The sequence below is a fragment of the Streptomyces sp. NPDC008086 genome (assembly GCF_042957325.1).
Taxonomy (GTDB): domain Bacteria; phylum Actinomycetota; class Actinomycetes; order Streptomycetales; family Streptomycetaceae; genus Streptomyces.
This window is the reverse complement of the sequence record NZ_JBIBIA010000001.1, coordinates 924,311-947,054: the sequence shown is the minus strand read 5'-3', so window position 1 is coordinate 947,054 and position 22,744 is coordinate 924,311. Positions and strand designations below refer to the sequence as shown.

The 22,744-nt window shown below is 72.1% G+C and carries 23 protein-coding genes; 4 read left to right on the top strand and 19 right to left on the bottom strand.

Translation table 11 applies throughout. The annotated features are described in order from the left end of the window. Positions 1-113: 113 nt before the first annotated feature. The 11 genes from ACFZBP_RS04065 to ACFZBP_RS04015 all read right to left on the bottom strand — a co-directional run bounded on the left by ACFZBP_RS04065 (position 114) and on the right by ACFZBP_RS04015 (position 11,323). A complete protein-coding gene (locus tag ACFZBP_RS04065; RefSeq protein WP_391409724.1) occupies positions 114-1,448 on the bottom strand; it encodes a GTP-binding protein in 1,335 nt (444 codons plus the stop codon). 2 nt (positions 1,449-1,450) lie between these two features. Further along, positions 1,451-2,398: a sulfate adenylyltransferase subunit CysD gene (gene cysD / locus ACFZBP_RS04060; protein ID WP_383446270.1), complete on the bottom strand. Its 948-nt coding sequence runs from the start codon at positions 2,396-2,398 to the stop codon at positions 1,451-1,453. Further along, positions 2,395-2,982, bottom strand: coding sequence for an adenylyl-sulfate kinase (gene cysC, locus ACFZBP_RS04055; protein ID WP_391409722.1), 588 nt, complete (start codon positions 2,980-2,982; stop codon positions 2,395-2,397). The genes cysD and cysC overlap by 4 nt, the downstream gene beginning before the upstream one ends. 3 nt (positions 2,983-2,985) lie before the next feature. Further along, positions 2,986-3,696, bottom strand: coding sequence for a phosphoadenylyl-sulfate reductase (locus ACFZBP_RS04050; RefSeq protein ID WP_383446276.1), 711 nt, complete (start codon positions 3,694-3,696; stop codon positions 2,986-2,988). Then, a complete protein-coding gene (locus tag ACFZBP_RS04045) occupies positions 3,693-3,872 on the bottom strand; it encodes a hypothetical protein (protein WP_383446279.1) in 180 nt (59 codons plus the stop codon). Before ACFZBP_RS04045 ends, ACFZBP_RS04050 begins: the two co-directional genes overlap by 4 nt. Then, positions 3,869-5,566 (bottom strand): nitrite/sulfite reductase, encoded by a 1,698-nt coding sequence (locus tag ACFZBP_RS04040; protein WP_391409719.1) that lies wholly within the window; start codon positions 5,564-5,566, stop codon positions 3,869-3,871. The genes ACFZBP_RS04045 and ACFZBP_RS04040 overlap by 4 nt, the downstream gene beginning before the upstream one ends. 128 nt (positions 5,567-5,694) lie before the next feature. Next, positions 5,695-5,778 (bottom strand): putative leader peptide, encoded by an 84-nt coding sequence (locus tag ACFZBP_RS04035; protein WP_310591794.1) that lies wholly within the window; start codon positions 5,776-5,778, stop codon positions 5,695-5,697. A gap of 127 nt (positions 5,779-5,905) precedes the next feature. After that, complete coding sequence (locus ACFZBP_RS04030) at positions 5,906-6,478, bottom strand: GNAT family N-acetyltransferase (protein ID WP_391409717.1); 573 nt, start codon at positions 6,476-6,478, stop codon at positions 5,906-5,908. 72 nt (positions 6,479-6,550) lie between these two features. Continuing rightward, entirely contained in the window at positions 6,551-7,840 is a 1,290-nt protein-coding gene (locus ACFZBP_RS04025; protein ID WP_391409714.1) for a hypothetical protein, read from the bottom strand. A gap of 157 nt (positions 7,841-7,997) precedes the next feature. Continuing rightward, positions 7,998-9,287 carry a GAF domain-containing protein gene (locus ACFZBP_RS04020; protein WP_383446298.1) on the bottom strand — a complete coding sequence of 430 codons (1,290 nt, stop codon included), beginning with the start codon at positions 9,285-9,287 and terminating at the stop codon, positions 7,998-8,000. 401 nt (positions 9,288-9,688) lie between these two features. Continuing rightward, positions 9,689-11,323 carry an acyl-CoA dehydrogenase family protein gene (locus ACFZBP_RS04015; RefSeq protein WP_391409712.1) on the bottom strand — a complete coding sequence of 545 codons (1,635 nt, stop codon included), beginning with the start codon at positions 11,321-11,323 and terminating at the stop codon, positions 9,689-9,691. A 135-nt stretch (positions 11,324-11,458) separates the two neighbouring features. On the opposite strand from ACFZBP_RS04015, the gene ACFZBP_RS04010 reads away from it, so the two are divergent. Continuing rightward, complete coding sequence (locus tag ACFZBP_RS04010) at positions 11,459-12,598, top strand: YihY/virulence factor BrkB family protein (RefSeq protein WP_383446304.1); 1,140 nt, start codon at positions 11,459-11,461, stop codon at positions 12,596-12,598. A 17-nt stretch (positions 12,599-12,615) separates the two neighbouring features. On the opposite strand, the gene ACFZBP_RS04005 is transcribed toward ACFZBP_RS04010, so the two are convergent. Next, the gene (locus ACFZBP_RS04005) at positions 12,616-13,470 is read right to left on the bottom strand and encodes an NmrA family transcriptional regulator (protein WP_391409709.1); all 855 of its coding nucleotides are present in this window, start codon (positions 13,468-13,470) and stop codon (positions 12,616-12,618) included. Positions 13,471-13,550: 80 nt separating this feature from the next. Here ACFZBP_RS04005 and ACFZBP_RS04000 point away from each other — a divergent pair, with 80 nt between their 5' ends. Both ACFZBP_RS04000 and ACFZBP_RS03995 read left to right on the top strand, forming a co-directional pair. Next, positions 13,551-14,528, top strand: a complete 978-nt coding sequence (locus ACFZBP_RS04000; RefSeq protein ID WP_391409707.1) for a cupin domain-containing protein — start codon at positions 13,551-13,553, stop codon at positions 14,526-14,528. Positions 14,529-14,587: 59 nt separating this feature from the next. Then, positions 14,588-15,325, top strand: coding sequence for a helix-turn-helix domain-containing protein (locus ACFZBP_RS03995; RefSeq protein WP_391409705.1), 738 nt, complete (start codon positions 14,588-14,590; stop codon positions 15,323-15,325). Here ACFZBP_RS03995 and ACFZBP_RS03990 read toward each other — a convergent pair. The 3 genes from ACFZBP_RS03990 to ACFZBP_RS03980 all read right to left on the bottom strand — a co-directional run bounded on the left by ACFZBP_RS03990 (position 15,262) and on the right by ACFZBP_RS03980 (position 17,668). After that, positions 15,262-15,657: a VOC family protein gene (locus ACFZBP_RS03990; protein WP_391409703.1), complete on the bottom strand. Its 396-nt coding sequence runs from the start codon at positions 15,655-15,657 to the stop codon at positions 15,262-15,264. The genes ACFZBP_RS03995 and ACFZBP_RS03990 overlap by 64 nt on opposite strands. Positions 15,658-15,942: 285 nt before the next feature. After that, a complete protein-coding gene (locus ACFZBP_RS03985; RefSeq protein ID WP_391409701.1) occupies positions 15,943-16,575 on the bottom strand; it encodes a VOC family protein in 633 nt (210 codons plus the stop codon). A gap of 67 nt (positions 16,576-16,642) precedes the next feature. Next, positions 16,643-17,668, bottom strand: coding sequence for a DUF5954 family protein (locus ACFZBP_RS03980; RefSeq protein WP_383446319.1), 1,026 nt, complete (start codon positions 17,666-17,668; stop codon positions 16,643-16,645). Between the two features lie 158 nt (positions 17,669-17,826). Here ACFZBP_RS03980 and ACFZBP_RS03975 point away from each other — a divergent pair, with 158 nt between their 5' ends. Further along, on the top strand, positions 17,827-18,474 hold the full coding sequence (locus ACFZBP_RS03975; protein WP_391409698.1) for a ThuA domain-containing protein: 648 nt from the start codon (positions 17,827-17,829) through the stop codon (positions 18,472-18,474). Here the strand turns inward: ACFZBP_RS03975 and ACFZBP_RS03970 are convergent. The 4 genes from ACFZBP_RS03970 to ACFZBP_RS03955 all read right to left on the bottom strand — a co-directional run bounded on the left by ACFZBP_RS03970 (position 18,449) and on the right by ACFZBP_RS03955 (position 22,607). Continuing rightward, complete coding sequence (locus ACFZBP_RS03970; RefSeq protein WP_391409696.1) at positions 18,449-19,378, bottom strand: phosphotransferase; 930 nt, start codon at positions 19,376-19,378, stop codon at positions 18,449-18,451. The two genes, ACFZBP_RS03975 and ACFZBP_RS03970, sit on opposite strands and share 26 nt — an antisense overlap. A gap of 47 nt (positions 19,379-19,425) precedes the next feature. Then, positions 19,426-20,586, bottom strand: a complete 1,161-nt coding sequence (locus ACFZBP_RS03965; protein WP_391409694.1) for a ferritin-like domain-containing protein — start codon at positions 20,584-20,586, stop codon at positions 19,426-19,428. Between the two features lie 190 nt (positions 20,587-20,776). Then, entirely contained in the window at positions 20,777-21,241 is a 465-nt protein-coding gene (locus tag ACFZBP_RS03960) for an SRPBCC family protein (protein WP_391409692.1), read from the bottom strand. Between the two features lie 313 nt (positions 21,242-21,554). After that, complete coding sequence (locus tag ACFZBP_RS03955) at positions 21,555-22,607, bottom strand: substrate-binding domain-containing protein (RefSeq protein ID WP_391409690.1); 1,053 nt, start codon at positions 22,605-22,607, stop codon at positions 21,555-21,557. Between the last annotated feature and the right edge of the window lie 137 nt (positions 22,608-22,744).

Genomic DNA, 22,744 nt, shown 5'->3' with positions numbered 1-22,744 from the left:
ACGCGGGTCAGCGCACACATCGCGCCACTCCGCCCTGCCCGCTGCCGAGGACGCCGCTGCCGACGCGGCCGCCCTCCTTCGCGAACGTGGAGTAGACGTCGTGGGCCTTCATGTCAGAAGTCCCACCCGTCGTCCTCGACCTCGTCCTTGACCGGCTCCGGCGCGGCGAACGACTCGCCGACCATGCCCGCGGTGAGCGTGGTGCCGTCGTTCGGGTCGATCAGGATGAACGATCCGGTGCGGCGCGAGTCGGCGTAGGAGTCGACCGGCAGCGGCTCGGCGGTACGGACCTTCACCCGGCCGATGTCGTTGGCGACGAGCTGCCCCGGGTGCGGGTGCAGGGACAGGTCGTCCAGCGTGAGCCGGGACGGGATGTCCTTGACGATCGCCTTGACCGTGCGCGTGCCGTGCTTCAGCAGCACCCGGTGACCGACGGTCAGCGGCGCGTCGGCGACATGGCAGACCGTCGCCTCGATGTCCTGCGTGGTCGCGGGCGCGTCCTTGGTCGGCACGATCAGGTCGCCGCGCGAGATGTCGATGTCGTCCTCCAGCAGGAGGGTCACCGACTGCGTGGTCCACGCGACGTCGACCGGTTCGCCCAGCAGGTCGATGCCGGAGATCCTCGACGTACGGCCCGACGGCAGCACGGTCACCGACTCGCCGACCCGGAACGAACCGGCGGCGATCTGACCGGCGTAACCCCGGTAGTCGGGGTGCTCGGCGGTCTGCGGCCGGATCACGACCTGCACCGGCAGCCGGGCGTGGCAGTGGCTCAGGTCGTGGCTGACCGGGACCGTCTCCAGGTGCTCCAGGAAGGTCGGCCCGCCGTACCAGTCCATGTTCGCGGACGGGTCCACCACGTTGTCGCCGGCCAGCGCCGAGATCGGGATCGCGGTGATCTCCGGGACGCCCAGCTCCAGCGCGTACGCCGTGAACTCCTCGGCGATGGCGGCGAAGACGGACTCCTGGTAGTCGACCAGGTCCATCTTGTTCACGGCGAGCACGACGTGCGGGACCCGCAGCAGGGCCGCGATGGCCGCGTGCCGGCGGGTCTGCTCGACGACGCCGTTGCGGGCGTCGACCAGGATCACCGTCAGCTCGGCCGTCGACGCGCCCGTCACCATGTTGCGGGTGTACTGCACATGCCCGGGGGTGTCGGCCAGGATGAACCGGCGGCGCGGGGTCGCGAAGTAGCGGTACGCCACGTCGATCGTGATGCCCTGCTCGCGCTCGGCCCGCAGGCCGTCCGTCAGCAGCGCCAGGTCGGGCGCCTCCTGGCCGCGGCTGCGGGAGGCGTGCTCGACGGCCTCCAACTGGTCGGCGAGGACCGACTTGGAGTCGTGCAGCAGCCGGCCGACCAGGGTGGACTTGCCGTCGTCGACGGAGCCCGCCGTGGCGAACCGCAGCAGCGTGGTGGCCGAGAGCTCCTCGGTCGTGATCGTGCTCATGCTTAGAAGTACCCCTCGCGCTTACGGTCTTCCATCGCGGCCTCGGAGAGCTTGTCGTCGGCGCGGGTGGCGCCGCGCTCGGTGAGCCGGGACGCGGCGATCTCGGCGATCACCTGCTCCAGCGTCACCGCGTCGGAGTCGACGGCACCCGTGCAGGACATGTCACCGACGGTCCGGTAGCGGATGAGCCGCTTCTCGACGGTCTCGCCGTCCTTGGGTCCGCCCCACTCGCCCGCGGTCAGCCACATACCGCTGCGGGCGAACACGTCACGCTCGTGCGCGAAGTAGATCTGCGGCAGCTCGATGCCCTCGCGGGCGATGTACTGCCACACGTCCAGCTCGGTCCAGTTGGACAGCGGGAAGACGCGGACGTGCTCCCCGGGAGCGTGCCGGCCGTTGTACAGGTTCCACAGCTCGGGCCGCTGGCGGCGCGGGTCCCACTGCGAGAACTCGTCGCGCAGCGAGAAGACGCGCTCCTTGGCCCGCGCCTTCTCCTCGTCACGCCGCCCGCCGCCGAACACCGCGTCGAACTTCTCGCTCTGGATCTTCTCCGTCAGCGGCACCGTCTGCAGCGGGTTGCGCGTGCCGTCCGGACGCTCCTTGAGCACACCGCGGTCGATGTAGTCCTGCACCGACGCGACATGCAGCCGCAGGTTGTGCTTCTCGACCGTACGGTCGCGGTACTCGATGACCTCGGGGAAGTTGTGCCCCGTGTCGACGTGCAGCAGCGTGAACGGCACCGGCGCCGGCGCGAACGCCTTCAGCGCCAGGTGCAGCATGACGATGGAGTCCTTGCCGCCGGAGAACAGGATCACCGGCCGCTCGAACTCGCCCGCCACCTCACGGAAGATGTGGACGGCCTCGGATTCCAGCGCGTCCAGGTGGGACAGGGCGTACGGGGAGTCCGTACCGTCCTCGCCCCCCTTGACCGTGGCAACGGTCGTCGTCATGCCAGTCCCCTCTCGGTGAGCAGCGCGTGGACCGCGCCCGCGGATTCCTGGACGGTCTGGTTCTGGGACTCGATGCGCAGATCGGGCGACTCGGGCGCCTCGTACGGGTCGTCGACCCCGGTCAGCCCCGTCAGCTCGCCCGCGGCCTGCTTGGCGTACAGCCCCTTCACATCGCGTACGGAGCACACCTCGACCGGAGTGGCGACGTGCACCTCCAGGTACGGCGACCCGTTCTCCTGGTGGCGCTTGCGGACCGCGTCACGGCTGTCGGCGTAGGGCGCGATCACCGGGACGAGCGCCTTCACGCCGTTACGGGCGAGCAGTTCGGCGAGGAAGCCGATGCGCTGCACGTTGGTGTGCCGGTCCTCGCGGCTGAAGCCGAGGCCCGCCGAGATGAACTCGCGGATCTCGTCGCCGTCGAGCACCTCGACGCGGTGGCCCTCCTCGCGGAGCCGGCCGGCCAGTTCGTAGGCGATGGTGGTCTTGCCGGCGCTCGGCAGACCCGTGAGCCAGACGGTGGCTCCGCTCGTCACGTGGTTCTCCAAATTCGCAGAAGGCGTGGGAAACGCCGAGGACTCGGTCATGGGTCAGCCGTGCAGCCCGCACTCGGTCTTGGCGCGGCCCGCCCAGCGCCCGGCGCGGGCGTCCTCGCCCTCAAGGACCCGGCGGGTGCAGGGGGCGCAGCCGACGGAGGCGTAGCCGTCCATCAGCAGCGGGTTGGTGAGGACGCCGTGCTCGGTGACGTAGGCGTCGACGTCGTCCTGCGTCCAGCGGGCGATCGGGGAGATCTTGACCTTCTGCCGCTTCTCGTCCCAGCCGACGACCGGGGTGTTCGCCCGGGTCGGGGACTCGTCGCGGCGCAGACCGGTCGCCCAGGCCACATAGTCCTTCAGGCCCCGCTCCAGCGGCTCGACCTTGCGCAGCTTGCAGCACAGGTCGGGGTCGCGGTCGTGCAGCTTCGGACCGTACTCGGCGTCCTGCTCGGCGACCGTCCGGCGCGGGGTGAGGGTGATGACGTTGACGTCCATCACGGCCTCGACCGCGTCGCGGGTGCCGATGGTCTCCTCGAAGTGGTAGCCGGTGTCGAGGAACACGACGTCGACGCCGGGCATCGCGCGGGAGGCGAGATGGGCGACCACCGCGTCCTCCATCGAGGAGGTGACGCAGAAGCGCTTGCCGAAGGTGTCGACCGCCCACTGGAGGATCTCCAGCGCGGAGGCGTCCTCCAGGTCACGGCCCGCCTGCTCGGCGAGCGCCTTCAGATCGTCGGTCGTGCGCTCTTCCTGAAGCGTCGTCATATCTGTTCTCCCCCTGCGTCGTCGTGCTGAAGGCCCCGGGCGAGCAGCCCGAGGAACTTCAACTGGAATGCGCGGTTGCACGCCGCGCATTCCCACGCGCCGTGACCCTGCTCGCTGGGACGGAGGTCCTCGTCACCGCAGTAGGGGCAGTAGAAAGGGGCGGCCCGCTCGCTCATGAGAGGGCCTCCTCGGAGGCGCGCGAGGCCCAGGCGGCGAACCGCTCGCCGTCCTCACGCTCGTCCTGGAAGCGCTTCAGCACGCGCTCGACGTAGTCGGGCAGTTCCTCGGAGGTGACCTTCAGACCGCGCACCTTGCGGCCGAAGCCGGCCTCCAGGCCGAGCGCGCCGCCGAGGTGCACCTGGTAGCCCTCGACCTGCTCGCCCTGCTCGTTGAGGACCAGCTGGCCCTTGAGACCGATGTCCGCCACCTGGATACGGGCGCAGGCGTTCGGGCAGCCGTTGAGGTTGATCGTGATCGGCTCGTCGAACTCCGGGATGCGGCGCTCGAGTTCGTCGATCAGCTGGGAGCCGCGCGCCTTGGTCTCGACGATGGCGAGCTTGCAGTACTCGATACCGGTGCAGGCCATGGTGCCGCGCCGGAACGGGGACGGCTTGGCCGTCAGGTCCAGCGCCTCCAGGGCCTCGACCAGCGGCTCGACCTGCGCCTCCTCGACATCGAGGACGATCATCTTCTGCTCGACGGTGGTGCGGACCCGGTTCGAGCCGTGCGCCTCGGCCACCTCGGCGATCTTCGTGAGCGTGGCGCCGTCGACCCGGCCGACGCGCGGCGCGAACCCGACGTAGTAGCGGCCGTCCTTCTGCCGGTGCACGCCGACGTGGTCACGCCAGCGGCCCGAGGGCTCGGCGGGCGCGGGGCCGTCGACGAGCTTGCGCTCGAGGTAGTCGTCCTCCAGGACCTGGCGGAACTTCTCCGGGCCCCAGTCGGCGACGAGGAACTTCAGACGGGCACGCGTGCGCAGGCGCCGGTAGCCCCAGTCGCGGAAGATGCCGACCACACCGGCCCACACCTCGGGCACCTCGTCCAGCGGCACCCAGGCGCCGAGCCGGACGCCGAGCTTGGGGTTGGTGGACAGGCCGCCGCCGACCCACAGGTCGAAGCCGGGGCCGTGCTCGGGGTGCTCGACACCGACGAACGCGATGTCGTTGATCTCGTGGACCACGTCGAGCAGCGGGGAGCCGGAGATCGCCGTCTTGAACTTGCGCGGCAGGTTGGAGAACTCCTTGCTGCCGATGTAGCGCTCGTGGATCTCGTCGATCGCCCAGGTGCCGTCGACGATCTCGTCCTCGGCGATCCCGGCGACCGGCGAGCCGATGACGACACGCGGGCAGTCACCGCACGCCTCGGTGGTGGACAGCCCGACCGCCTCCAGGCGGTTCCAGATCTCCGGCACGTCCTCGATGCGGATCCAGTGCAGCTGAATGTTCTGCCGGTCGGTGATGTCCGCGCTGCCCCGCGCGAACTCCTCGGAGATCTCGCCGATCACCCGCAGCTGCTGGGTGGTGAGGCGGCCGCCGTCGATCCGCACCCGCAGCATGAAGTACTTGTCGTCCAGCTCCTCCGGCTCCAGGATCGCGGTCTTGCCGCCGTCGATCCCGGGCTTGCGCTGGGTGTACAGGCCCCACCAGCGCATCCGGCCGCGCAGGTCGTTGGGGTCGATCGAGTCGAAGCCCCGCTTGGAGTAGATCGTCTCAATGCGTGTCCGCACATTGAGACCGTCGTCGTCCTTCTTGAACTGTTCGTTGCCGTTCAGCGGGGTGTGATGCCCCGCGGCCCACTGACCCTCACCGCGGTGACGGCTCACCTTGCGGCGGGGAGTCGCGGCGGCAGGTTTCTGCGGGGTGGCGGCCATGGTGGTTACGTCCTTCGGGACAGGCGGGAATACGGCTCTGACCTGCGCATACGGGCGCATGGGTATAGATGCGCGTCATTGCGCGGGAATGAAGCGAGAAGAGAGGGATGTCGGGCGCTGCGGGGCTGTCAGCGCGCCGGACAGATGGCGCTGGACATGCGGCCGAGGTCGACGTGCCGCCGACTCACCAAGGCAATTCCAGTTCCAGACATGACGGAAGCGTGTCACGGCGATCTGGACAGAGTCCAGCTTCGTCCAAGATGCGGACACCCTTGTCCCGTAGAGTGAGACAAGGGTGGTGTTGGTCACATGGCCCGTATCGGACTGTTTCTCCCCAGCTCAGCCAGGGTAAGCGCCGGGCCACGGACCGGGCGTGGCCACCACCGCCTCCTCCTCGACCTTGGTGTCGAAGAGCTTGAAGCCCCGCCGCAGGTAGTTGTCCATGGCGTGCTCCCCGTCCTTGCTGCACGTGTGCAGCCAGACCCGCTTGGTCTGCGCGAGCCCCGGCCAGCGCTCCGCGAGATCCCAGGCGCGGGCCGTGCCGTACGAAAGCAGATGACCTCCGATTCGGCGGCCGCGGAAGGCCGGAATCAGCCCGAAGTACTCGATCTCCACGACCCCGTCGTCCTGCGGGCTCAGCTCCACGTACCCCGCGGGCGTCCCCCGGTCGTAGGCGACCCACGTCTCGACACCCGGACGCTCCAGATGCGCCTGCCACTGCGCGTACGTCCAGCGCAGCCGGTCCACCCAGAGGATGTCCCCGCCCACGGACGCGTACAGGAACCGGCTGAACTCGGGGGAGGACACCTCGGAGCGGACGATCCTCACGTCGCCCTCCGGGCCGGCGGCCGGGAGGAGGTCGGTGGGAGAGGTCTGCTCCAGGGACCAGGTGGTCACGGCGATGTTGGGCATGTCCGTCAGGGAATCATCCAGGTGGCCGATCTGTCGATCGGCGTCCATGCGGGCCGGCCCCGAACCGGGCGGCTACCCCAGCGCCCGGTCGATCGACGTCAGCGGTACGGCGAACAACGTCCGGCCCGACTGGGACCAGACCTCGCCCGTCGCCTCCCAGTACGACAGGGGCCCGGCCTGGACGCCCCAGCAGCGGGGGGCGTCCTCCGAGCCGCAGCGGGTCGCCTCGGCGCCGTCGGCGTCCTGGCGCCACAGGCTGCCCTGCCGGTCGGTGGAGCCCGGGGCGCGGCTGACGTACCAGTCGGAGCGGTCCGTCCCGGCGGACGGGTGCGACAGGACCCCCGCGATGCCGGAGGCCTCGGTCTCGTACGCCTCGACCGCGGACGCGGATCCGGTGGCGTCGGTGGAGAGCAGGCCGGGGCGGGCCGGGTCCTTGCTGAAGTCGTAGCGCCACAGACGGGCGTGCCGGTCGCTGTCGGCGGCGGTGCGCTCGCTCGCGACCAGGCTGTCGGGCGCCGTGGCCCGGTCCAGGGAGATGCCGCCGAACGCGGGGGCGGTGCTCCCGCCGGTCAGACGGTACGAGCCGACGGCCGGCAGGACGAAGCGGTAGCCGTGCGCCGACCAGCCCTTCTCGACGCGGCCCACGGCGGCGCTGTCCACCGTGGTGCGCTGGACGCGGTTCATGTCGTACACGTACAGGCCGTCGCCTGCGGTGACCAGCAGCTTGTCCTGATACCAGACCATCCCCGACAGGCGGGACGTCAGGGCGCGGTAGTCCCTTCCGCCGTCCACCGGGACGACGAGGAGCGCCGACGCGTACCTGAGGCGGCTCAGGTCGCCCGCGTCGACGAAGGCGACCCGGGCGAGGCCGCGGTCGGCGGAGCCCTGGCTCCAGCCGGAGAGCAGCACCCGGTTGTCGTTCCACCAGCCGTCGTCGTCGGCGTCGCCCGAGGTGGTGACCGCGCCCGCCCGCCAGGTCCGGGTGTCGGCGGCGTCCCAGCAGTACGCGCGGGTGGCCGTCGGCGCGACCGGCAGCGCCGTGCGCTCGTCGGCCGTACAGCCGGACGCGGTGCGCAGACTGTGCTCGGCGGTCTCCAGGACGGCACTGACACCGACCGGCCTGCCCATCCCGGAGGCGAGCTCGTCGAGGGTGGCCTGCGGGACCAGTTGCTCCTGGAGCCGCAGTGCGCGGGTCTCCGCGGCCCTGGTGAGGGGCTCCAGCGCCCCGGGGTTGTCGCCGACCGTGGCCTGTGACGCGCTGATCATCGTGGCGGCGGCGGTGAGCGCGAGGGCGGTTCCGGCGAGGAACGCGCGCGCCGCGCGGCCCTGCTTGCGTCGACGATGTCTGCCGCGGTGCTTCATCACAACCTCCCGAGGCGGGCCAACTGCGGCCATTGGTCTGTGCGTTGACCAAAGGAGCAGGTGGGGCGGCCCGTACAGGGATGCTACGGCAGTTGGGCACGGTTGCGGACTAAGACCCTGCAAATATGCGGAAGATGCACTCCGCAGGCCCCCCGGTTCAGGGCACGTCGGCCGAGAACCGCCCCCGTGCCACCGCGGGTGCCGTCGAGTGCGGCAGCAGATCGCGCGGGTCGTCCGGCAGCAGCACCTCGACCTCCGCGTCCTCGCGGAACCGGTACGGCCGATGCTCCAGGAACGCCCCGAGGTAGCGCCGCACCCGGGACATCTCGGCGCGCACCGTCACCGTACGGCCCGCGTCCCCGAACACGTCCTCGGCCAGCCCCGCGGCGCTGCGGCCGGCCCGGTGCAGGGCCAGCAGATACAGCAACTCGGCGTGCCGCGGACTCAGTTCATGGCTCCAGGAGCCCGCGCCGCCGGACACCGTCACCGACCAGCGGCGCGGCTGCGTCAGATCCAGCGCGATCCGGGTCGCCGCGGCCGGCACCGGCTCCTCGGAGGCCCGCAGCAGCCAGCCGCCCGCCAGCGGCTCCACCGAGCACAGACCCAGCGGCGGCAGCCACCGTCGGCCCGGCGACAGCGACTTGGGCAGCGCGATCCGATGCGTGTACGGCATCCCGGACACCGCGGCCGTCCAGCCGTCCCGGTCCACCACGAGCGCCCGCCCGGGCAGCCGCGCCAGCACCGGCGCCGCCACCGCGCGCAACCGCTCCAGCGACGACAGATGCAGCTCCCGCAGCCGGGCCTCGGCGAGCTTGGCCACCGAGTCGACCCAGGCGAGCGTCGCCGGATGCATGGTCTCCAGCGGGCCGCTGACGTCCACCACGCCGATCAGCCTGCCGTCCCGGGGGTCCGTGATGGGGGCGCCGGTGCAGGTCCAGGAGGTCTGCGAGCGCTGGAAGTGCTCGGAGGCGAAGACCTGCACGGGCCGGCGCACGACCGCCGGGGTGCCCACGCCGTTGGTGCCGACGACGCTTTCGCGCCAGTCGGCGCCGAGTTCGAAGCCCAGGTTGTCGGCCTTGCGCAGCACCGAGGAGTTGCCCTCCCGCCACAGCACCCGGCCGTCGTCGTCGGCGACCACCATGATGTGGTGGGCGACGTCCGCGACCGACAGCAGGCCCTCGCGCAGCACCGGCAGGACATGTCTGAGCGTCGTGTCCTCCCGGCGCCGCTGCACCTCCTCGCGGGTCAGCAGCCCGGACCGGAAGTCGTGGTCCGGGTCGACGCCGCTGCGCAGCATGCGTGACCAGGACTGCTCGATCACCGGGCGCGGCGCGACGGGCGCGCGCCGGCCGGAGAGCGTGGCGGCGCGGACGTCGCTGAGTACTCGCGCCGCCCGCGCCGCGTCCACGGCGGCCAGCTGCGTCACGTCCGTCGGCGAGTGCGCCAAGGGTCCTCCACCGTTCGGCTCTGTCCTGACCGTGTGTCTCATAGTGCCGCCCGCCGCTCGCGGAGGCACACACTCCGCACACAGACGCCAACAAGTTGCAACCCCTTGCAACCCTGGTGGACGGCTCCGGGCTGGTTGAAACTTGAGCGACGCCGTCCCGAGCGGCGTTCGCGGCCTCGAACGGGCCATGGTGGGGGTGGTGCCGTGTCGGCGCAGCACCACCCCCTACCTCCGGCGGTTGGGCGGGGGCCCTGGGTGGGTGCCGGGTGCTGTTTCGTTGGCGGCTGCGGGTGCGTCGTGGCTGGTCGCGCAGTTCCCCGCGCCCCTGGGTTGGCTGGTGTGCTGGACGTGGTCGCGCCCGCGCGGCGGAGCCGCAGATTGATACAGCCCCGCGCCCCTGGTCAGGCCTGCGGCCTTGAGCGGTTCACCACTGAACGCAGGTTCAGCGTCGGGGGCAGGGTGCCGAAGGCTGAGCCGCCGTCCGTGCCCAGGCGCGACGCGCAGAAGGCGTCTGCCACCTCCGGGGGAGCGAAGCGGACGAGCAGGGAGCCCTGAAGGACGAGGGCCAGTCGCTCCGTGAGGCGGCGGGCCCGGGACTCGATGTGTTCCAGGTCGGCCAGTTCCGTCAGGAGGGCCTTGATGGCTGTGTCGAGGCGGTGGTCGGCGCCGCGGGCCTTGCCCACCTCCTGGAGGTAGGCGTTGAGGGCCGTGGGCTCGCGTTGCAGGGCGCGCAGGACGTCGAGGGCCTGGACGTTGCCGGCGCCCTCCCAGATGGAGTTGAGGGGGGACTCGCGGACCAGGCGGGGCATGCCCGAGTCCTCGACGTAGCCGTTGCCGCCCAGGCATTCGGAGGCCTCGACCGTGAGCGGCGTGCAGCGCTTGGTCACCCAGTACTTGGCGGTCGGCACCGCGATCCGCAGCAGGGCGCGCTCCTGCTCGCCACCGTCGTCGTAGGCGGCGGCGAGGCGCAGCGCGAGGACGGTCGCAGCCTCGGACTCGACGGCCAGGTCGGCCAGGACGTTGCGCATCAGGGGCTGGTCGACGAGCTTCCCGCCGAACGCCTCGCGGTGGGCGCAGTGGTGGACCGCCTGCGCGACGGCCTGCCGCATCAGGCCCGCCGAGCCGAGGACACAGTCGAGGCGGGTCGCCGCCACCATCTCGATGATGGTGCGCACCCCGCGGCCCTCCTCACCGACCCGGCGCGCCCACGTCCCGTCGAACTCGACCTCGGCGGAGGCGTTCGAGCGGTTGCCCAGCTTGTTCTTGAGGCGCTGGATCAGGAAGACGTTGCGGCTGCCGTCCGCCAGCACACGCGGGACGAGGAAGCAGGTCAGCCCCTCGGGCGCCTGCGCGAGGACCAGGAAGCCGTCCGACATCGGCGCCGAGCAGAACCACTTGTGGCCGGTCAGCGTGTACGTGCCGGCTTCCGCGAGCGGGGTCGCGGCCGTCGTGTTGGCGCGTACGTCGCTGCCGCCCTGCTTCTCCGTCATGCCCATCCCGAACAGGGCGCCGGCCTTCTGCCCGGCGGGCCGCAACTCACGGTCGTAGATCATCGACGTCAGCCGAGGCTCCCACTCGGCGGCGAGGACGGGGTCCGAGCGCAGGGCGGGGACGGCGGCGTGGGTCATGGACAGCGGGCAGCCGTTGCCGGCCTCGACCTGGGTCCACAGGACGAAGGCCGCCGCCCGTCGGACATGGCCGCCGGGCCGTCCCCAGGCCGCGGTCAGCCCCGCCGCGACGCCCTTGCCGAGCAGCCGGTGCCAGGCCGGATGGAAGTCGACCTCGTCGACCCGGTGGCCGTAGCGGTCATGGGTGCGCAGCGTCGGCGGGTGCTCGTTGGCCAGCACCCCCCACTCCTGGACCTGCGCCGACCCGCAGGTCTTCCCGAGCGCCGCCAGCTCGCCCCGGACCTCGTCCAGCAGCTCCGGGTCCAGATGACGTTCGACGGCTTCGCTCAGGGCCCGGTCGGAGGTGTAGGCGTCGTACCCGACGAGGGGCGGGGGCTGGTTGGTCACGGTGTGCGTGCTGCCTGCCATGGCTGTGAACCTATCCCTCCGTAAGGCGTCGGTCTCCACCGTGACACGGCACCGGCGCGCGGGATCGGACAGGCGGTGAACACCGGACGAGGCGCCGCGGTGAGTGCGCCCCCGCACGGCGGATACCTTTGGTTCGTGCAGCCAGCAAGCGAATCGTCCCCTCAGCAGCCCTCCGGGCGTCTCCACCGGGCGCGTGTCCTCTACCGGAACGTCTCGAAGCGCAGGACCGCCTGGCTGTTGATCAAGGACACCGTCAACTCCTGCATCGAGTACCGCATCCTCGGCCTCGCCGCCGAGGCCGCGTTCTTCACGCTGCTGTCGGTGCCCCCGCTGCTGCTCAGCATGATCGGCCTGCTCGGCTACGTCGACGACTGGACCGGCACCGACACCATCAGCAGCCTGGAGGCCAACCTCATCGAGGCCTCGCGCACCGTCCTGTCCGACAAGGGCGTGCGCCAGATCGCCCAGCCGATCCTGGACGACGTGATGCACGGCGGCCGCCCCGACGTCATCTCCGTCGGCTTCCTGTTCGCCCTGTGGTCGGGGTCGCGCGCGGTGAACGTCTTCATAGACACGATCACCGTGATGTACGGCCTCGACGGAGTCCGCGGCATCGTCAAGACCCGTCTGGTGGCGTTCCTGCTGTTCATCGCGGCCCTGCTGATCGGCTCGGTGGCGCTGCCGCTGATGGTGGCCGGGCCGGACGCGGTCGTGCGGATCGTGCCCTGGTCGGAGACCCTGGTGCAGGTCCTGTACTGGCCCGTCGTGATCGTCCTGTCCATCGCCTTCCTGACCACGCTCTACCACGTGTCCGTGCCGGTCCGCTCCCCCTGGATCGAGGACGTGCCCGGCGCGCTGGTCGCCCTCGGCATGTGGGTGCTGGGCAGCTTCCTGCTGCGCATCTACCTGACGAACACGATCGAGGGCGCGTCGATCTACGGCTCCCTCGCCGCCGCCGTCGCTGTGATGCTGTGGATCGGCGTGTCCGCGTTCGCGGTGCTCGTCGGAGCCGCGGTCAACGCCGCGATCGACCGGGTCTGGCCGGCCGCCGCGACGGCCGCGGCCCGCGCCGCGAACGAACGCATGCGCGAGGCCCAGGTCGCCGAGTACGTCGCCCGCGCCGCCGCGGCCCACGACCACGACCCCGAGGACCCGGACATGCCCTCCGAGTTCCCCGAACGCTGGACCCGCTTCCTCCCCCCGGAGGACGTGACCTCGCGGCTGCGCACCCATGCCAAGAGCCACCACCCGCCGCACAAGCCCGAGGACTCCTAGGGCGTTGTCGGGTCCGCTCAGGCCTGCCACGCCCCCGCCGCCGCGGCCTCCCGCGCGAAGTCGGCGAAGTCGCGCGGCGCCCGGCCCAGTACCTCCCGGACGCCGTCCGTGACATGGGCGTTGCGGCCGTCCATGAGGGTGTCGAAGACCTCGATCAGAAGCTCGACCTCCTCCGGCGGCACCCCGAAACCGGCCAGGGCCTCACCGTAGGCCCGGGTCGGCACCGGTGTGTACGTGATCGTGCCGCCCGTCGCCCCGGAGATCTCCGCGACCGCCTCCCGCCACGACAGCAGCCGCGGCCCGGTCAGCTCCAGCGTCCGCCCCCCCCCATACCGGTCACCGGACGTCAGCACCGCCGTCACCACGTCCGCGATGTCCCGCACGTCGACGAACGGCTCCCGCACCTCACCCGCCGGGAACACCAACTCCCCGTGGACCAGCCCCTCCACCAGCGGGCCCTCGCTGAAGTTCTGCGAGAACCACGACGCCCGTACGATCGTCCAGTCCGCGCCGGACGACGTCAGCGCCTCCTCGGTGGGCAACGCCTGGTCCTCACCGCGCGCCGACAACAGCACCAACCGCCGCACCCCGAGCCCGACCGCCTCCCGCGCCAGCGCCCCGACGCCCTCGGCCGCCGCGGGGGAGCCCACGTCCGACGGGTACATCAGATACGCCGCGTCCGCGTCCCGCAGCGTCCGCGCCCACGTCGTCGGGTCCTCCCAGTCGAAGCCCCGCGCCCGGCTGGCGGCCCGCACCACGAGCCCCGCCCCGCGCGCCGCCTCCGCCACCCGGCTCCCCGTACGACCCGAGGCCCCGGTCACCACTACCGTCATCCGCTGCGTGTGCGCCGTCCCGGCTGCGTTCTGCGTCATGCCTCCAGTCAACGTCCGTGCGCCCGGGCGGCCCATCGCCGAACGGCTCATTCCCATGCGCGGCCGTCTACGCTGACGCCATGGACGCCCTTGCCGGCCTGTTGGAGGGCCCACGCGCGCGTGGCGCCTTCATGATCCGCGCGTGCTTCGAACCGCCCTGGTCCGTCCGCGTCGAGGACCGCGCCCCGCTCACCGTCATGGTCATGGTCCGCGGCGAGGCCTGGGTGATCCCCGACCAGGGCGAGCGAAGCGAGATGGGGGTTCCCCCGGCCGAAGGCTGGGGGAGGATTCTGCTGCGCCCTGGCGACCTCGCCGTCGCCCGCGGCCCCGACCCCTACACCTGCGCCGACGACCCCGGCACCGCGCCCCAGGCCCTGATCCTCCCGGGCGCCGAGTGCCGTTACCCCGACGGGCGCGCCCTCAACGGCTCGATGGACCTCGGCGTGCGCACGTGGGGTGATCGGCTCGACGGGTCGGCCGTGATGCTGATCGGCACGTATCTGTGGCAGGGCGAGATCAGCGGGCGGCTGCTGAACGCGTTGCCGCCGCTGCTGTGCCTCCCGGCCGACGTGTGGGACTGCCCGCTCACGCCGTACCTCATGGAGGAGATCGTCCGCGACGAGCCCGGGCAGGAGGTGGTGCTGGACCGGCTGCTCGACCTGCTGGTCATCGCCGCGCTGCGGGCCTGGTTCTCCCGTCCGGAGGCGGAGGCTCCCGCTTGGTACCGGGCGCTGGCGGATCCGGTCGTCGGGCGCGTCCTGCGGCTGGTCCAGGACGATCCGGCCCACCCGTGGACGGTGACCTCGCTGGCCGGCAAGGCGGGGGTGTCGCGGGCGGCGCTGGCGCGGCGGTTCACGGAGTTGGTGGGGGAGCCGCCGATGACGTATCTCACGGGGTGGCGGTTGGGGCTCGCGGCGGACGCGTTGCGGGACACCGGGGACACGTTGGATGCCATCGCCCGGCGGGTCGGCTATGGGAGCGCGTTTGCGTTGTCCGGTGCGTTCAAGAGGGTTCATGGGGTGAGTCCGCAGGAGTATCGGGCGCGAGTTGCGGGGTAGAGCGGGGTTCGCCGTCCGCCCCGCGCCCCTTAGGAGGGTGGCCGCGTAGCCTCGTCTGTATGTACGCGGAGCGGGGGTCTCGACTGCTTGGCGCTGTGGTGTGGACCAATGTGCCCGGTGGGTCCGGGCGGGTGCTGCCCGACGGGTGCATGGACCTGCTCTGGCACGACGGGCGGCTGCTGGTGGCCGGGCCCGACACACGGGCGTACGTCACCGAGGGCACGCGGAGTGCCTGGGCGGGGCTGCGCTTCGGGCCGGGGACCGCGCCCGCCTTCTTCGGGGTGCCGGCGTACGAACTGCGCGACCGGAGGGTGGAGTTGACGGAGTTGTGGCCCGCGGGGGAGGTGCGACGGCTGCAGGGGCGGGTCGCGGCGGCCGCCGACCCCGTGACGGCGCTCGAAGAGGTCGCACTGGAACGCGCGACCCCGTCGGACCCCCTGCTGGACAGGCTGGTCGGAGCCCTCCGCGCCGGCCGTCCGGTCGTCGCCACCGCCGACGAACTCGGCCTAGGCGCACGCCAGTTGCACCGCAGATCGCTCACCGCCTTCGGGTACGGCCCCAAGACGCTCGCCCGGATCCTGCGGCTGCAACGGGCTCTCGCGCTGGCCCGGGAGGGCGTCGGCTTCGCCGAGACGGCCGTTCGGGCGGGGTTCGCCGACCAGGCTCATCTGGCCCGGGACGTCAAGGAACTCACGGGACTGCCGCTCGGGGAGCTACTCGGCCGACGTGGCAGTCAGGGCCCCAGGGGCGCGAACAGGTCGACGCCGTTGCCGTCCGGGTCGTGTACGGAGGCGTAGCGCTGGCCCCAGAAGGCGTCCCAGGGCTTGAGCTCGCCGTGGTAGCCGGCGCCGACCAGGTCCTCGTACACCGCGTCGACCTCCGTGGGGTCGTCGCAGCGCATCGCCAGGGCGTGGCGGCCGCCGCCGCTGGGCGGCTGCCACTGCGGGAGGAAGGACCGCACCGTCGCCTCGGTGTCGAGCAGCAGGCGCAGTCTGCCCGGGAGTTCGGCCTCGGTGTGGGGCTCGTGCTCGGCGCCGTCGGGGAAGGCGAAGCCCAGGCGGCGGTAGAAGGCGACCGAGGCGGCCATGTCGGAGACGACCAGGCCGATGGCGTCGAATCGTGGAGTCATGCGGCCACCGTAGGCAGCCGGACGGCGGCCGGTCTTGAAGGAATCGGACGTCTTTCGGCCCCTGGGGGGTGTTGTGAAAGTCCCGCACAGCACCCACGGCGCCCGGCACGCACCCTCGCCGCACCGGCCAAAGGCCCCAGTAGTTCCTCCCCCACGCTCGAACAACCTCGCGCGGGGGGACCCCCATCGAGGACCTTCGTCCGGCACGCCGAGGGCACGCACCGCTGTGGCATCAGCCGCTGCCGCGGCGGGCGCGGGCACCGCACGGGACTTTCAAAACACCCCCTAGTGGAACGTGACCGGGCCCCGCGGTGTGTCCACCGTGAACGAGATGCCCACCGGGCCCGACGTGAGGTCGAGGTCCGTGCCGAGCGCCGCGAGCAGGGGGCGGATCTCGTCCGGGTCGGGCGCGCTCGCGGACAGCGAGAGCAGAGGGGTGACCGGCAGGTCGGAGGCGGTGGGGTGGACCGTGGCGCTCCAGTCGATGAGGAACGGGACGAGGCCGGAGGGGTGGGCGTCGTCGCCGTCGGTGAGCCGCCACCGAAGCAGGGTGCCGTCGGGTCTGCGGCGGCTCATCGTCTGCGCCGCGCCCGGGTCGTACCCCTGGGCCCGGGCGGCCTCGATGGCCGCGTCCAGGTCGGGCGGGCTGATCGCCCAGGTCACCGTGCACGGGGCGGTCAGCCCGTCGACCTCGAAGGGGCGGGGCTGCCCGGGCGCGCACTGCTCGGGATCCGGACCGATGATCTCCAGATAGCTCGCTCCGCCCAGCGACACCAGGTGGTTGCGGGTGCCGAGCCCGATGTGCACGCCGCCCGGTGCGGGGGTCACGCCGGTGCGTCGGGCGAAGTCGGCGACCGTGGCGGACAGGTCGGGGGTCGCGAGGACGAGATGGTCCAGGAGCGCGGGGATGGCGTTCATCGCTGCCGAGGCTACGCAGAGCGGCGCGCGATATGGAACACCTGTGCGCCGGACGGTGGGCGCCGGGTCACTCGTCGTAGACGAGCGTGCCGTCGTCGAGCAGCGTCGGATGGATCTTCATGGGGCCGTAGTCGTCCAGGTCCGAGGGGCGCGGGCTCTCCGGACCGTCGGGGCCCATGCGGAGCAGGCGCTCGGTGCGGCAGATCCGGAAGACCCGGTCCTCCACCCGGGCCTCGTCGGCGCGTTCGAGCGCCCGGAACTCCTCGGCGGCCTTCGCGTACACGGCCTTCCTCGCGTCGTCGAACCGGTACAGCATGGGCCACATCTCGCCCAGCGCGTCGTACAGCACCCGCCGGGCGTCATGCGGGGTGGACTGCAGGGCGAGGGCCGGCTCCCAGCCGGTGCGCTCCCGCTCGACCACGCCGAAGCAGGTGGGCAGCAGCACGATCGCCGGATGCGAGAGCGCCGCCCGTTCCGAGTCACGGCGCACCAGGGCCGGGAACCGGACGCCCTGGTACGCGAATCCCCGCAGCGCCGCCCGCAGGGCGCCCGCCATCGGGCCGCCGTCGAGGGGATCCGGGTCGAGGACGAAGCCCAGGTCGGGGAAGGGGACGTGGTCGGCGCGCGGGTCCCAGGTCCGTTCGGCGGGCTCCGGGTCGGTGGGCCGGGGCGGCTCCAGCGCGTCCTGGTCGTCGCAGCGCGTGAACTCGTCCCCGCGCACGATGCGGTACCGCACCCCGCGCACCTCGACCTCGTTCACCGACTCCCGGCTCAACACGTCCACGGCGGCGACCAGTTCACGCCGTACGGCCGGATCGTCGGTGTCGTCCTTCGCGCGGAACCACAGATACGTGTTCAACGCGTCCCGGCACATCTGCGGCATCCCGTTCACGACCGGCTTCAACACCCGCCACTCGGGCCCCGCCGCCGGATCCTGCACGGCGACCCCGAACACCGGCCCCCGCAGGACGAGCCCGGGATACCGCAGCGAGGCGTCCATCGCGTCGGCCTCCCGCACCCAGGCGGCGGGGTCGTCACGCCGGACCAACTCCTCGTGGAGCGCGTGGATCTGTTGCTGCCAGTCATGGTTCATGCACGCATTGTCGCGAGGTGCCGCGTGCCCGTGTGGGTGAACCGGACCAACAAACCGGGTTGTTGGACCCGCCGGAGCCAGTGCCGCCCGTGCTCCGAAAATTTCCGACCACTTGCGGCAGTGGGGCTCGTCCGCCCAGGTCACCTAGGCTCGGCCCCATGCCCGCACGACTCCTCGTCCACACCCGGACCACCGGCTACCGGCACGCGTCCATCCCGGCCGGCGTCGAAGCCGTACGCACCCTCGCCGACTTCGACGTCGAGCACACCGAGGACCCGACGGCCCTCGACCGCCCCCTGGACGGGTACGCCGCCGTCGTCTTCCTCTCCACCAGCGGCGAGGTGCTCACCCCGACCGGGCGCGCACGGCTCGCCGCGTACGTCGAGGCGGGCGGCGGCTTCGTCGGGGTGCACGCGGCGGCCTGCACCGAGTACGACTGGCCGTACTACGGCGAGCTGCTGGGCGCCCGGTTCGACCGGCACCCCGAGTACCAGCCGGGCAAGGCGCTCGTCGAGGACCGCGAGCACCCGGCCACCCGGCACCTGCCCGCCGTATGGGACTTCGTCGACGAGTGGTACGACTTCCGCAGCAACCCCCGGGGCGCGGTACGGGTGTTGGTCAGCGCCGACGAGTCGTCGTACGACGGCGGCGGCATGGGCGAGGACCATCCGCTGGCGTGGTGCCGTGAGCAGGGAGCCGGGCGCGTCTTCTACACGGCCCTCGGCCACGCCGCCGAGGCCTACGACGACCCCGACTTCCGCGCCCACCTCCTCGGCGGCATCAACTGGGCGGCGAAGTCGGCCTAGCGACGAGACGGGCCAGCGTGGCGTGGCCGGGTGGGCCCCAGGTGGGCTTGCCGCCCGGGCGGCCCTGGACGCCGGCCTCGCCGATGAGGATTCCGGCGATGGCCTTGGCGGCCGCCCAGCCGCGGGCCCGGCGCCTGGTCGCGGCGTCCGGCGACGGCGCGTAGGCGGCGAAGAAGCGGTCGGCGGCACCGTCGGGCAGCAGGAGCCAGGCGGCGGAGAGGTCGTAGGCCGGATCGCCCGCGCAGAGGTCACCGAAGTCGATCACACCGCTGAAGGCGCCGTGCGCGGTGACGACGTTGGCCGGGTGCAGATCGGCGTGCAGCCACAGCGGCGGCCCCGCCCACTCGGGCGTGGCGACGGCGTCCTCCCAGACCGCGCGCACGGCTTCCGGATCGGGGATCAGCCCCATGTCGGTGGCGGAGCCCAACTGCCTGGCGAACCCTTCGGAATGGTCGGCCAGCGGACCGCCGCGGCGGCTCAGGCTGACCGGTGCCGCCTCGGGGGCGGGACGGTGAAGGGCCGTCAGGAAGGCGGCCAGCGCGTCGGCGGAGGCCTCGGCGTCGGTGACGGGGGCGCGGTCGGCGGGCTCGCCCCGCACCCAGGTGGTGACGATCCAGGGCCGCGGAAACCGCTCGGAGGGGTGGCCGAGGCGCTGCGGGACCGGGATCGGCAGCGGCAGGTGCGGGGCGAGGGAGGGCAGCCAGGTGTGTTCGTTGTGCAGCAACACGTCCGCGCACTCGGTCGCCCAGGGCAGTCGGACGGCGAGGTCGTCGCCGAGCCGCCACAGCTGGTTGTCCCAGCCGCGCGCGCCGAGCCGCACGGGGCGGTCGGCGAGATCGGGGTGCTGCTCCTGCAGCAGCTCCCGGACCAGCTCGGCGGTGATCTCGATCTCGGTGTGCGTCATGCGGATCAACGGTAGCCGCAAGCCCTTTCACGGCCACCGGCACGGCGTCAGGAGGCCGCGAGCCGCTTGCGGAGCGCCCGGAACTGGGGGCCGTAGGTGCCGGGGACGTAGGGGTTCGGGGTCTCCATCAGTTCCACGGCGGGCCGCTCCAGGCCGCGCATCGCGTGGATGGCCGCGCCCAGGGTGCGCTGGCCGCCGCCCGCCCAGGCCGCGTCGAGGGTGTCCAGCACGGTGCTGTAGGTGGCGTCGAAGTGGTGCAGGAGCTGCCGCACCGGGGCCGGCGGGTTGGGCCAGCCGCCGACCGGGATCGGAGCCATGGGGCGTACGTCGGGGAAGGGCACGGGCGCGCCGACGTAACTCCAGCCGTGGTCGGTGCGGCGCAGCTCCCGGCCGTGGTAGATCTCGCCGAACGCGTAGTAGTGCGCCGGGTGGTCGTCCTCGAAGGAGGCCGACGGCGAGCTGCTGGTGCCCTCGCCCTGCTCCATGATGATCCTCACGGCCTGCTCGACGTGGTCGGGGGTCACGATCGGCGACAGGTCGTCGGAGAAGACGTACTGCGACAGCTGCCCCCGCGCCGACAGCTCCGGCCGCTCCGTGCGGAACGCCCGCAGCAGCTCCTCGTAGAACTCGCCGACGGTGGGCGAGGCCTGCGCGACGCGGACGAGCGACTCCTCGGGGGCCTCGATCGCCATCATCACATCGCGTACGTAGGCCTTGGTCAGGCCCGACAGGTAGACGGTCACGCCGGCCCGCACACCGCCCGGCAACGGGCCCGGGTAGACGGGCGCCGCGGCCTTGATCTGCGGCCTTCCGCCCACGGCCACCAGCAGGTTGCAGACGATGCCGAGGTGGTACATCTCGTCGCCGACGATGCGCTGGATCAGCCGCGCGACCTCGCTGCGCCGGTCCTTCACGGACCACAGGCCGCAGAAGTACGGCGGGATGGTGGCGAGTTCGAGTCCCACGGCCACCTGGAGCGCCGACCTGATCCAGCCGACCCCCCGGCTGTCCGCGGGAACGGCCAGCAGCCGTGCCACGGACCCGAGGGCGGGCGCCGCGAGCGCACCGCCCGCCGCCGCCGGCGCGGCGGCCTGCGCGGGACCGGCGACCGCGACGGCGGCCGGCGCGCCGCTCGCCAACGCGGCCGACGCCAGGAAACTCCTGCGCCTGAACGGGGCAACCGCCTGACTGTCCGGCTCTTCGCTCATACCCGTCCCTCTCGACTCTCGCCTCAGCTGATGGCCATGGCCCCGCCTCGGCTCGATGCCCCCGGGACCCTTGGACAGCTCGCGAAGCTAGCAATGATCAACGCCGCCACCAGGGCGGACGGGCCGGTCGGCGCATCAACCACCCTGTCGGTCCAACGCGATCAAGTTCGGCGGAGAGCGCCGGAGCCGCTCAGTGGGCGGGGGTTCCGACGGTGCTGCCGTCGGCCTCGCGGACCGCGATGCGGGCGAGTTTCGTGAGCATCATGCCGTTGCGGATCCGGACGAGATAGTCGACGGGAAGCCCGTGCATCCGGATGCCGGGGCCGCGCAGGGCGTGCCAGTCGAGCGTGAAGAGGGTGTTCTCGCCCCAGGGGATCAGCCGCATGGCGATCCGGGCCGCGCCGAAGGGGTCCGCCTTCGCCTCCAGCTCCAGCCGGCGCTGCGGTTCGCAGATCCGCACGACGCAGGTGTCGTCGAGGACCAGCGGCCCCAGCCCGACCCGCACCTGCAGACGGGCGCCCACGTCGGGCCAGTGCGGATCGGCCTCGAGGACCTGCTGGGTCCCCGACACCCACTCCCCGTAGCGATGTCCCTCGGACAGCAGCCCCCAGACCTTCGACGGCGAGCTCAGGATCAGACGCCGGTTACGGGCCACACCGACCACGCTCCTTCCGGGCACTCCCGAGCCGCTCGACCTGCCGTCCACCGGCCCCTCGACGCTAGGGCCTGTCCGGCGGATCAGCCCGGCGTCGCAGGGCCCGGCACACCCGGCTGCCGTGCTGCCGTCAGCCCCGACGGCCCGCGTCGACCCCCTCCTCCGGCCTTCCGGCCGTCCGCACCAGACCACGCTCACCTGCGCTGATGAGGTGTCGTGCGGTACGGCCGCCCTGGTCCGCAGGACAGGCCCTGGCCGCCCACGCAGCCCCGGCCCCCGAATCCGCCGTCCGCTCGGCCGACCAGGTGAAGCCTCAGTGGGCCGGCGCGCGCGGCACGGCCGTGCTCGCCCGTTCCACCAGCCGCGTCGACAGCTCGGTCCGCGTGCTCTCCGGACGCTCCCCGTCCATCATCCGCACCAGCAGCCGCAGCGCCGTCGCCGCCATCTCCGACAGCGGCTGACGGACCGTGGTCAGGGCCGGGGCGATCCAGCGGGCCTCCGGCAGATCGTCGAAGCCGACGACGCTCATGTCGGCCGGCACGCTCAGTCCCCGTTCCGCCAGCGCCTCGTAGACGCCGAGGGCCATCCGGTCCGAGCAGACGAAGACGGCGGTCGGCGGTTCGGGCAGGTCGAGGAGTTCCAGCATCCGGCGCCGGGCGACACCCTCGTCGAAACTCGCGTGCCGGACGTACTCGGGACGGTGCCGCACTCCCGCCGACGCGAGCGCCGAACGGTACCCGGCGACCCGGGCGGTGCTGCACATCTTGCGCTGGTGACCGGCGATGACCGCGATCCGCTCATGGCCGAGCGCCAGCAGATGCTCGGTCGCCGTCACACCGCCGTGCCAGTTCGCCGCGCCCACCGACACCACCCCCGGCGGCGGCTCCAGCACCGGGTCGATCATCACGAACGGGATGCGGTGCTGCTCCAGCCACGCGTACTGGGACGCCGTCAGCTCGGCCAGGTTGAACAGCACCCCGGACGAGCCGCGCGCCGTGAGCTTGTCCAGCCAGCCCCGCTCCGGACGTCCGCCCCGCGTCCGGGTCAGTCCGGCCGAGACCACCACCTCGAGACCGGCGTCATGGGCCGCCGCCTCCACCCCGTGCAGCACCGCACCCGACCACGAGGTGTCCAGCGAGTGCACGACCAGGTCGACCAGGCCGGGTGTCTTCGCCGCGTCGAAGCGCGGCCTGCGGACATAGCCGAGCCGGTCCAGCGCCTCGGTGACCCGGCGGCGGGTCTCGGGGGCCACGTCCTCCCGGCCGTTGACCACCTTGGACGCGGTCGGCACGGACACCCCGGCCTCGCGGGCCACGACGGCCAGGGTCGGTCCGGCGGTCACGCTCGCTCCGCCCGTACGGACCATCGGGAACCACCTCTCCGGCCCGCCCGCGGGCCATGAAAAGTTTCGACCAGCGCGGAAACAGTAAGCGCTTCCTACTCTAGGTTCGCCGCAATGAGTCCGGAAGAGGCCGGAGATCGCAGGTCTGCCAGGTCCACGAC

Bases quoted from the DNA above. Each gene is read 5' to 3' on its own strand.
- cysD (WP_383446270.1), bottom strand. From the start codon at position 2,398: ATGACGACGACCGTTGCCACGGTCAAGGGGGGCGAGGACGGTACGGAC.
- ACFZBP_RS03980 (WP_383446319.1), bottom strand. From the start codon at position 17,668: ATGAACCATGACTGGCAGCAACAGATCCACGCGCTCCACGAGGAGTTG.
- ACFZBP_RS04015 (WP_391409712.1), bottom strand. From the start codon at position 11,323: ATGGCAGGCAGCACGCACACCGTGACCAACCAGCCCCCGCCCCTCGTC.
- ACFZBP_RS04065 (WP_391409724.1), bottom strand. From the start codon at position 1,448: ATGAGCACGATCACGACCGAGGAGCTCTCGGCCACCACGCTGCTGCGG.
- ACFZBP_RS04050 (WP_383446276.1), bottom strand. From the start codon at position 3,696: ATGACGACGCTTCAGGAAGAGCGCACGACCGACGATCTGAAGGCGCTC.
- ACFZBP_RS04005 (WP_391409709.1), bottom strand. From the start codon at position 13,470: ATGACGCAGAACGCAGCCGGGACGGCGCACACGCAGCGGATGACGGTA.
- ACFZBP_RS03955 (WP_391409690.1), bottom strand. From the start codon at position 22,607: ATGGTCCGTACGGGCGGAGCGAGCGTGACCGCCGGACCGACCCTGGCC.
- ACFZBP_RS04045 (WP_383446279.1), bottom strand. From the start codon at position 3,872: ATGAGCGAGCGGGCCGCCCCTTTCTACTGCCCCTACTGCGGTGACGAG.
- ACFZBP_RS03990 (WP_391409703.1), bottom strand. From the start codon at position 15,657: ATGACTCCACGATTCGACGCCATCGGCCTGGTCGTCTCCGACATGGCC.
- ACFZBP_RS03970 (WP_391409696.1), bottom strand. From the start codon at position 19,378: ATGACGCACACCGAGATCGAGATCACCGCCGAGCTGGTCCGGGAGCTG.
- ACFZBP_RS04035 (WP_310591794.1), bottom strand. From the start codon at position 5,778: ATGTCTGGAACTGGAATTGCCTTGGTGAGTCGGCGGCACGTCGACCTC.
- ACFZBP_RS03985 (WP_391409701.1), bottom strand. From the start codon at position 16,575: ATGAACGCCATCCCCGCGCTCCTGGACCATCTCGTCCTCGCGACCCCC.
- ACFZBP_RS04030 (WP_391409717.1), bottom strand. From the start codon at position 6,478: ATGCCCAACATCGCCGTGACCACCTGGTCCCTGGAGCAGACCTCTCCC.
- cysC (WP_391409722.1), bottom strand. From the start codon at position 2,982: ATGACCGAGTCCTCGGCGTTTCCCACGCCTTCTGCGAATTTGGAGAAC.
- ACFZBP_RS03975 (WP_391409698.1), top strand. From the start codon at position 17,827: ATGCCCGCACGACTCCTCGTCCACACCCGGACCACCGGCTACCGGCAC.
- ACFZBP_RS03995 (WP_391409705.1), top strand. From the start codon at position 14,588: ATGTACGCGGAGCGGGGGTCTCGACTGCTTGGCGCTGTGGTGTGGACC.
- ACFZBP_RS04025 (WP_391409714.1), bottom strand. From the start codon at position 7,840: ATGAAGCACCGCGGCAGACATCGTCGACGCAAGCAGGGCCGCGCGGCG.
- ACFZBP_RS04040 (WP_391409719.1), bottom strand. From the start codon at position 5,566: ATGGCCGCCACCCCGCAGAAACCTGCCGCCGCGACTCCCCGCCGCAAG.
- ACFZBP_RS04000 (WP_391409707.1), top strand. From the start codon at position 13,551: ATGGACGCCCTTGCCGGCCTGTTGGAGGGCCCACGCGCGCGTGGCGCC.
- ACFZBP_RS03965 (WP_391409694.1), bottom strand. From the start codon at position 20,586: ATGAGCGAAGAGCCGGACAGTCAGGCGGTTGCCCCGTTCAGGCGCAGG.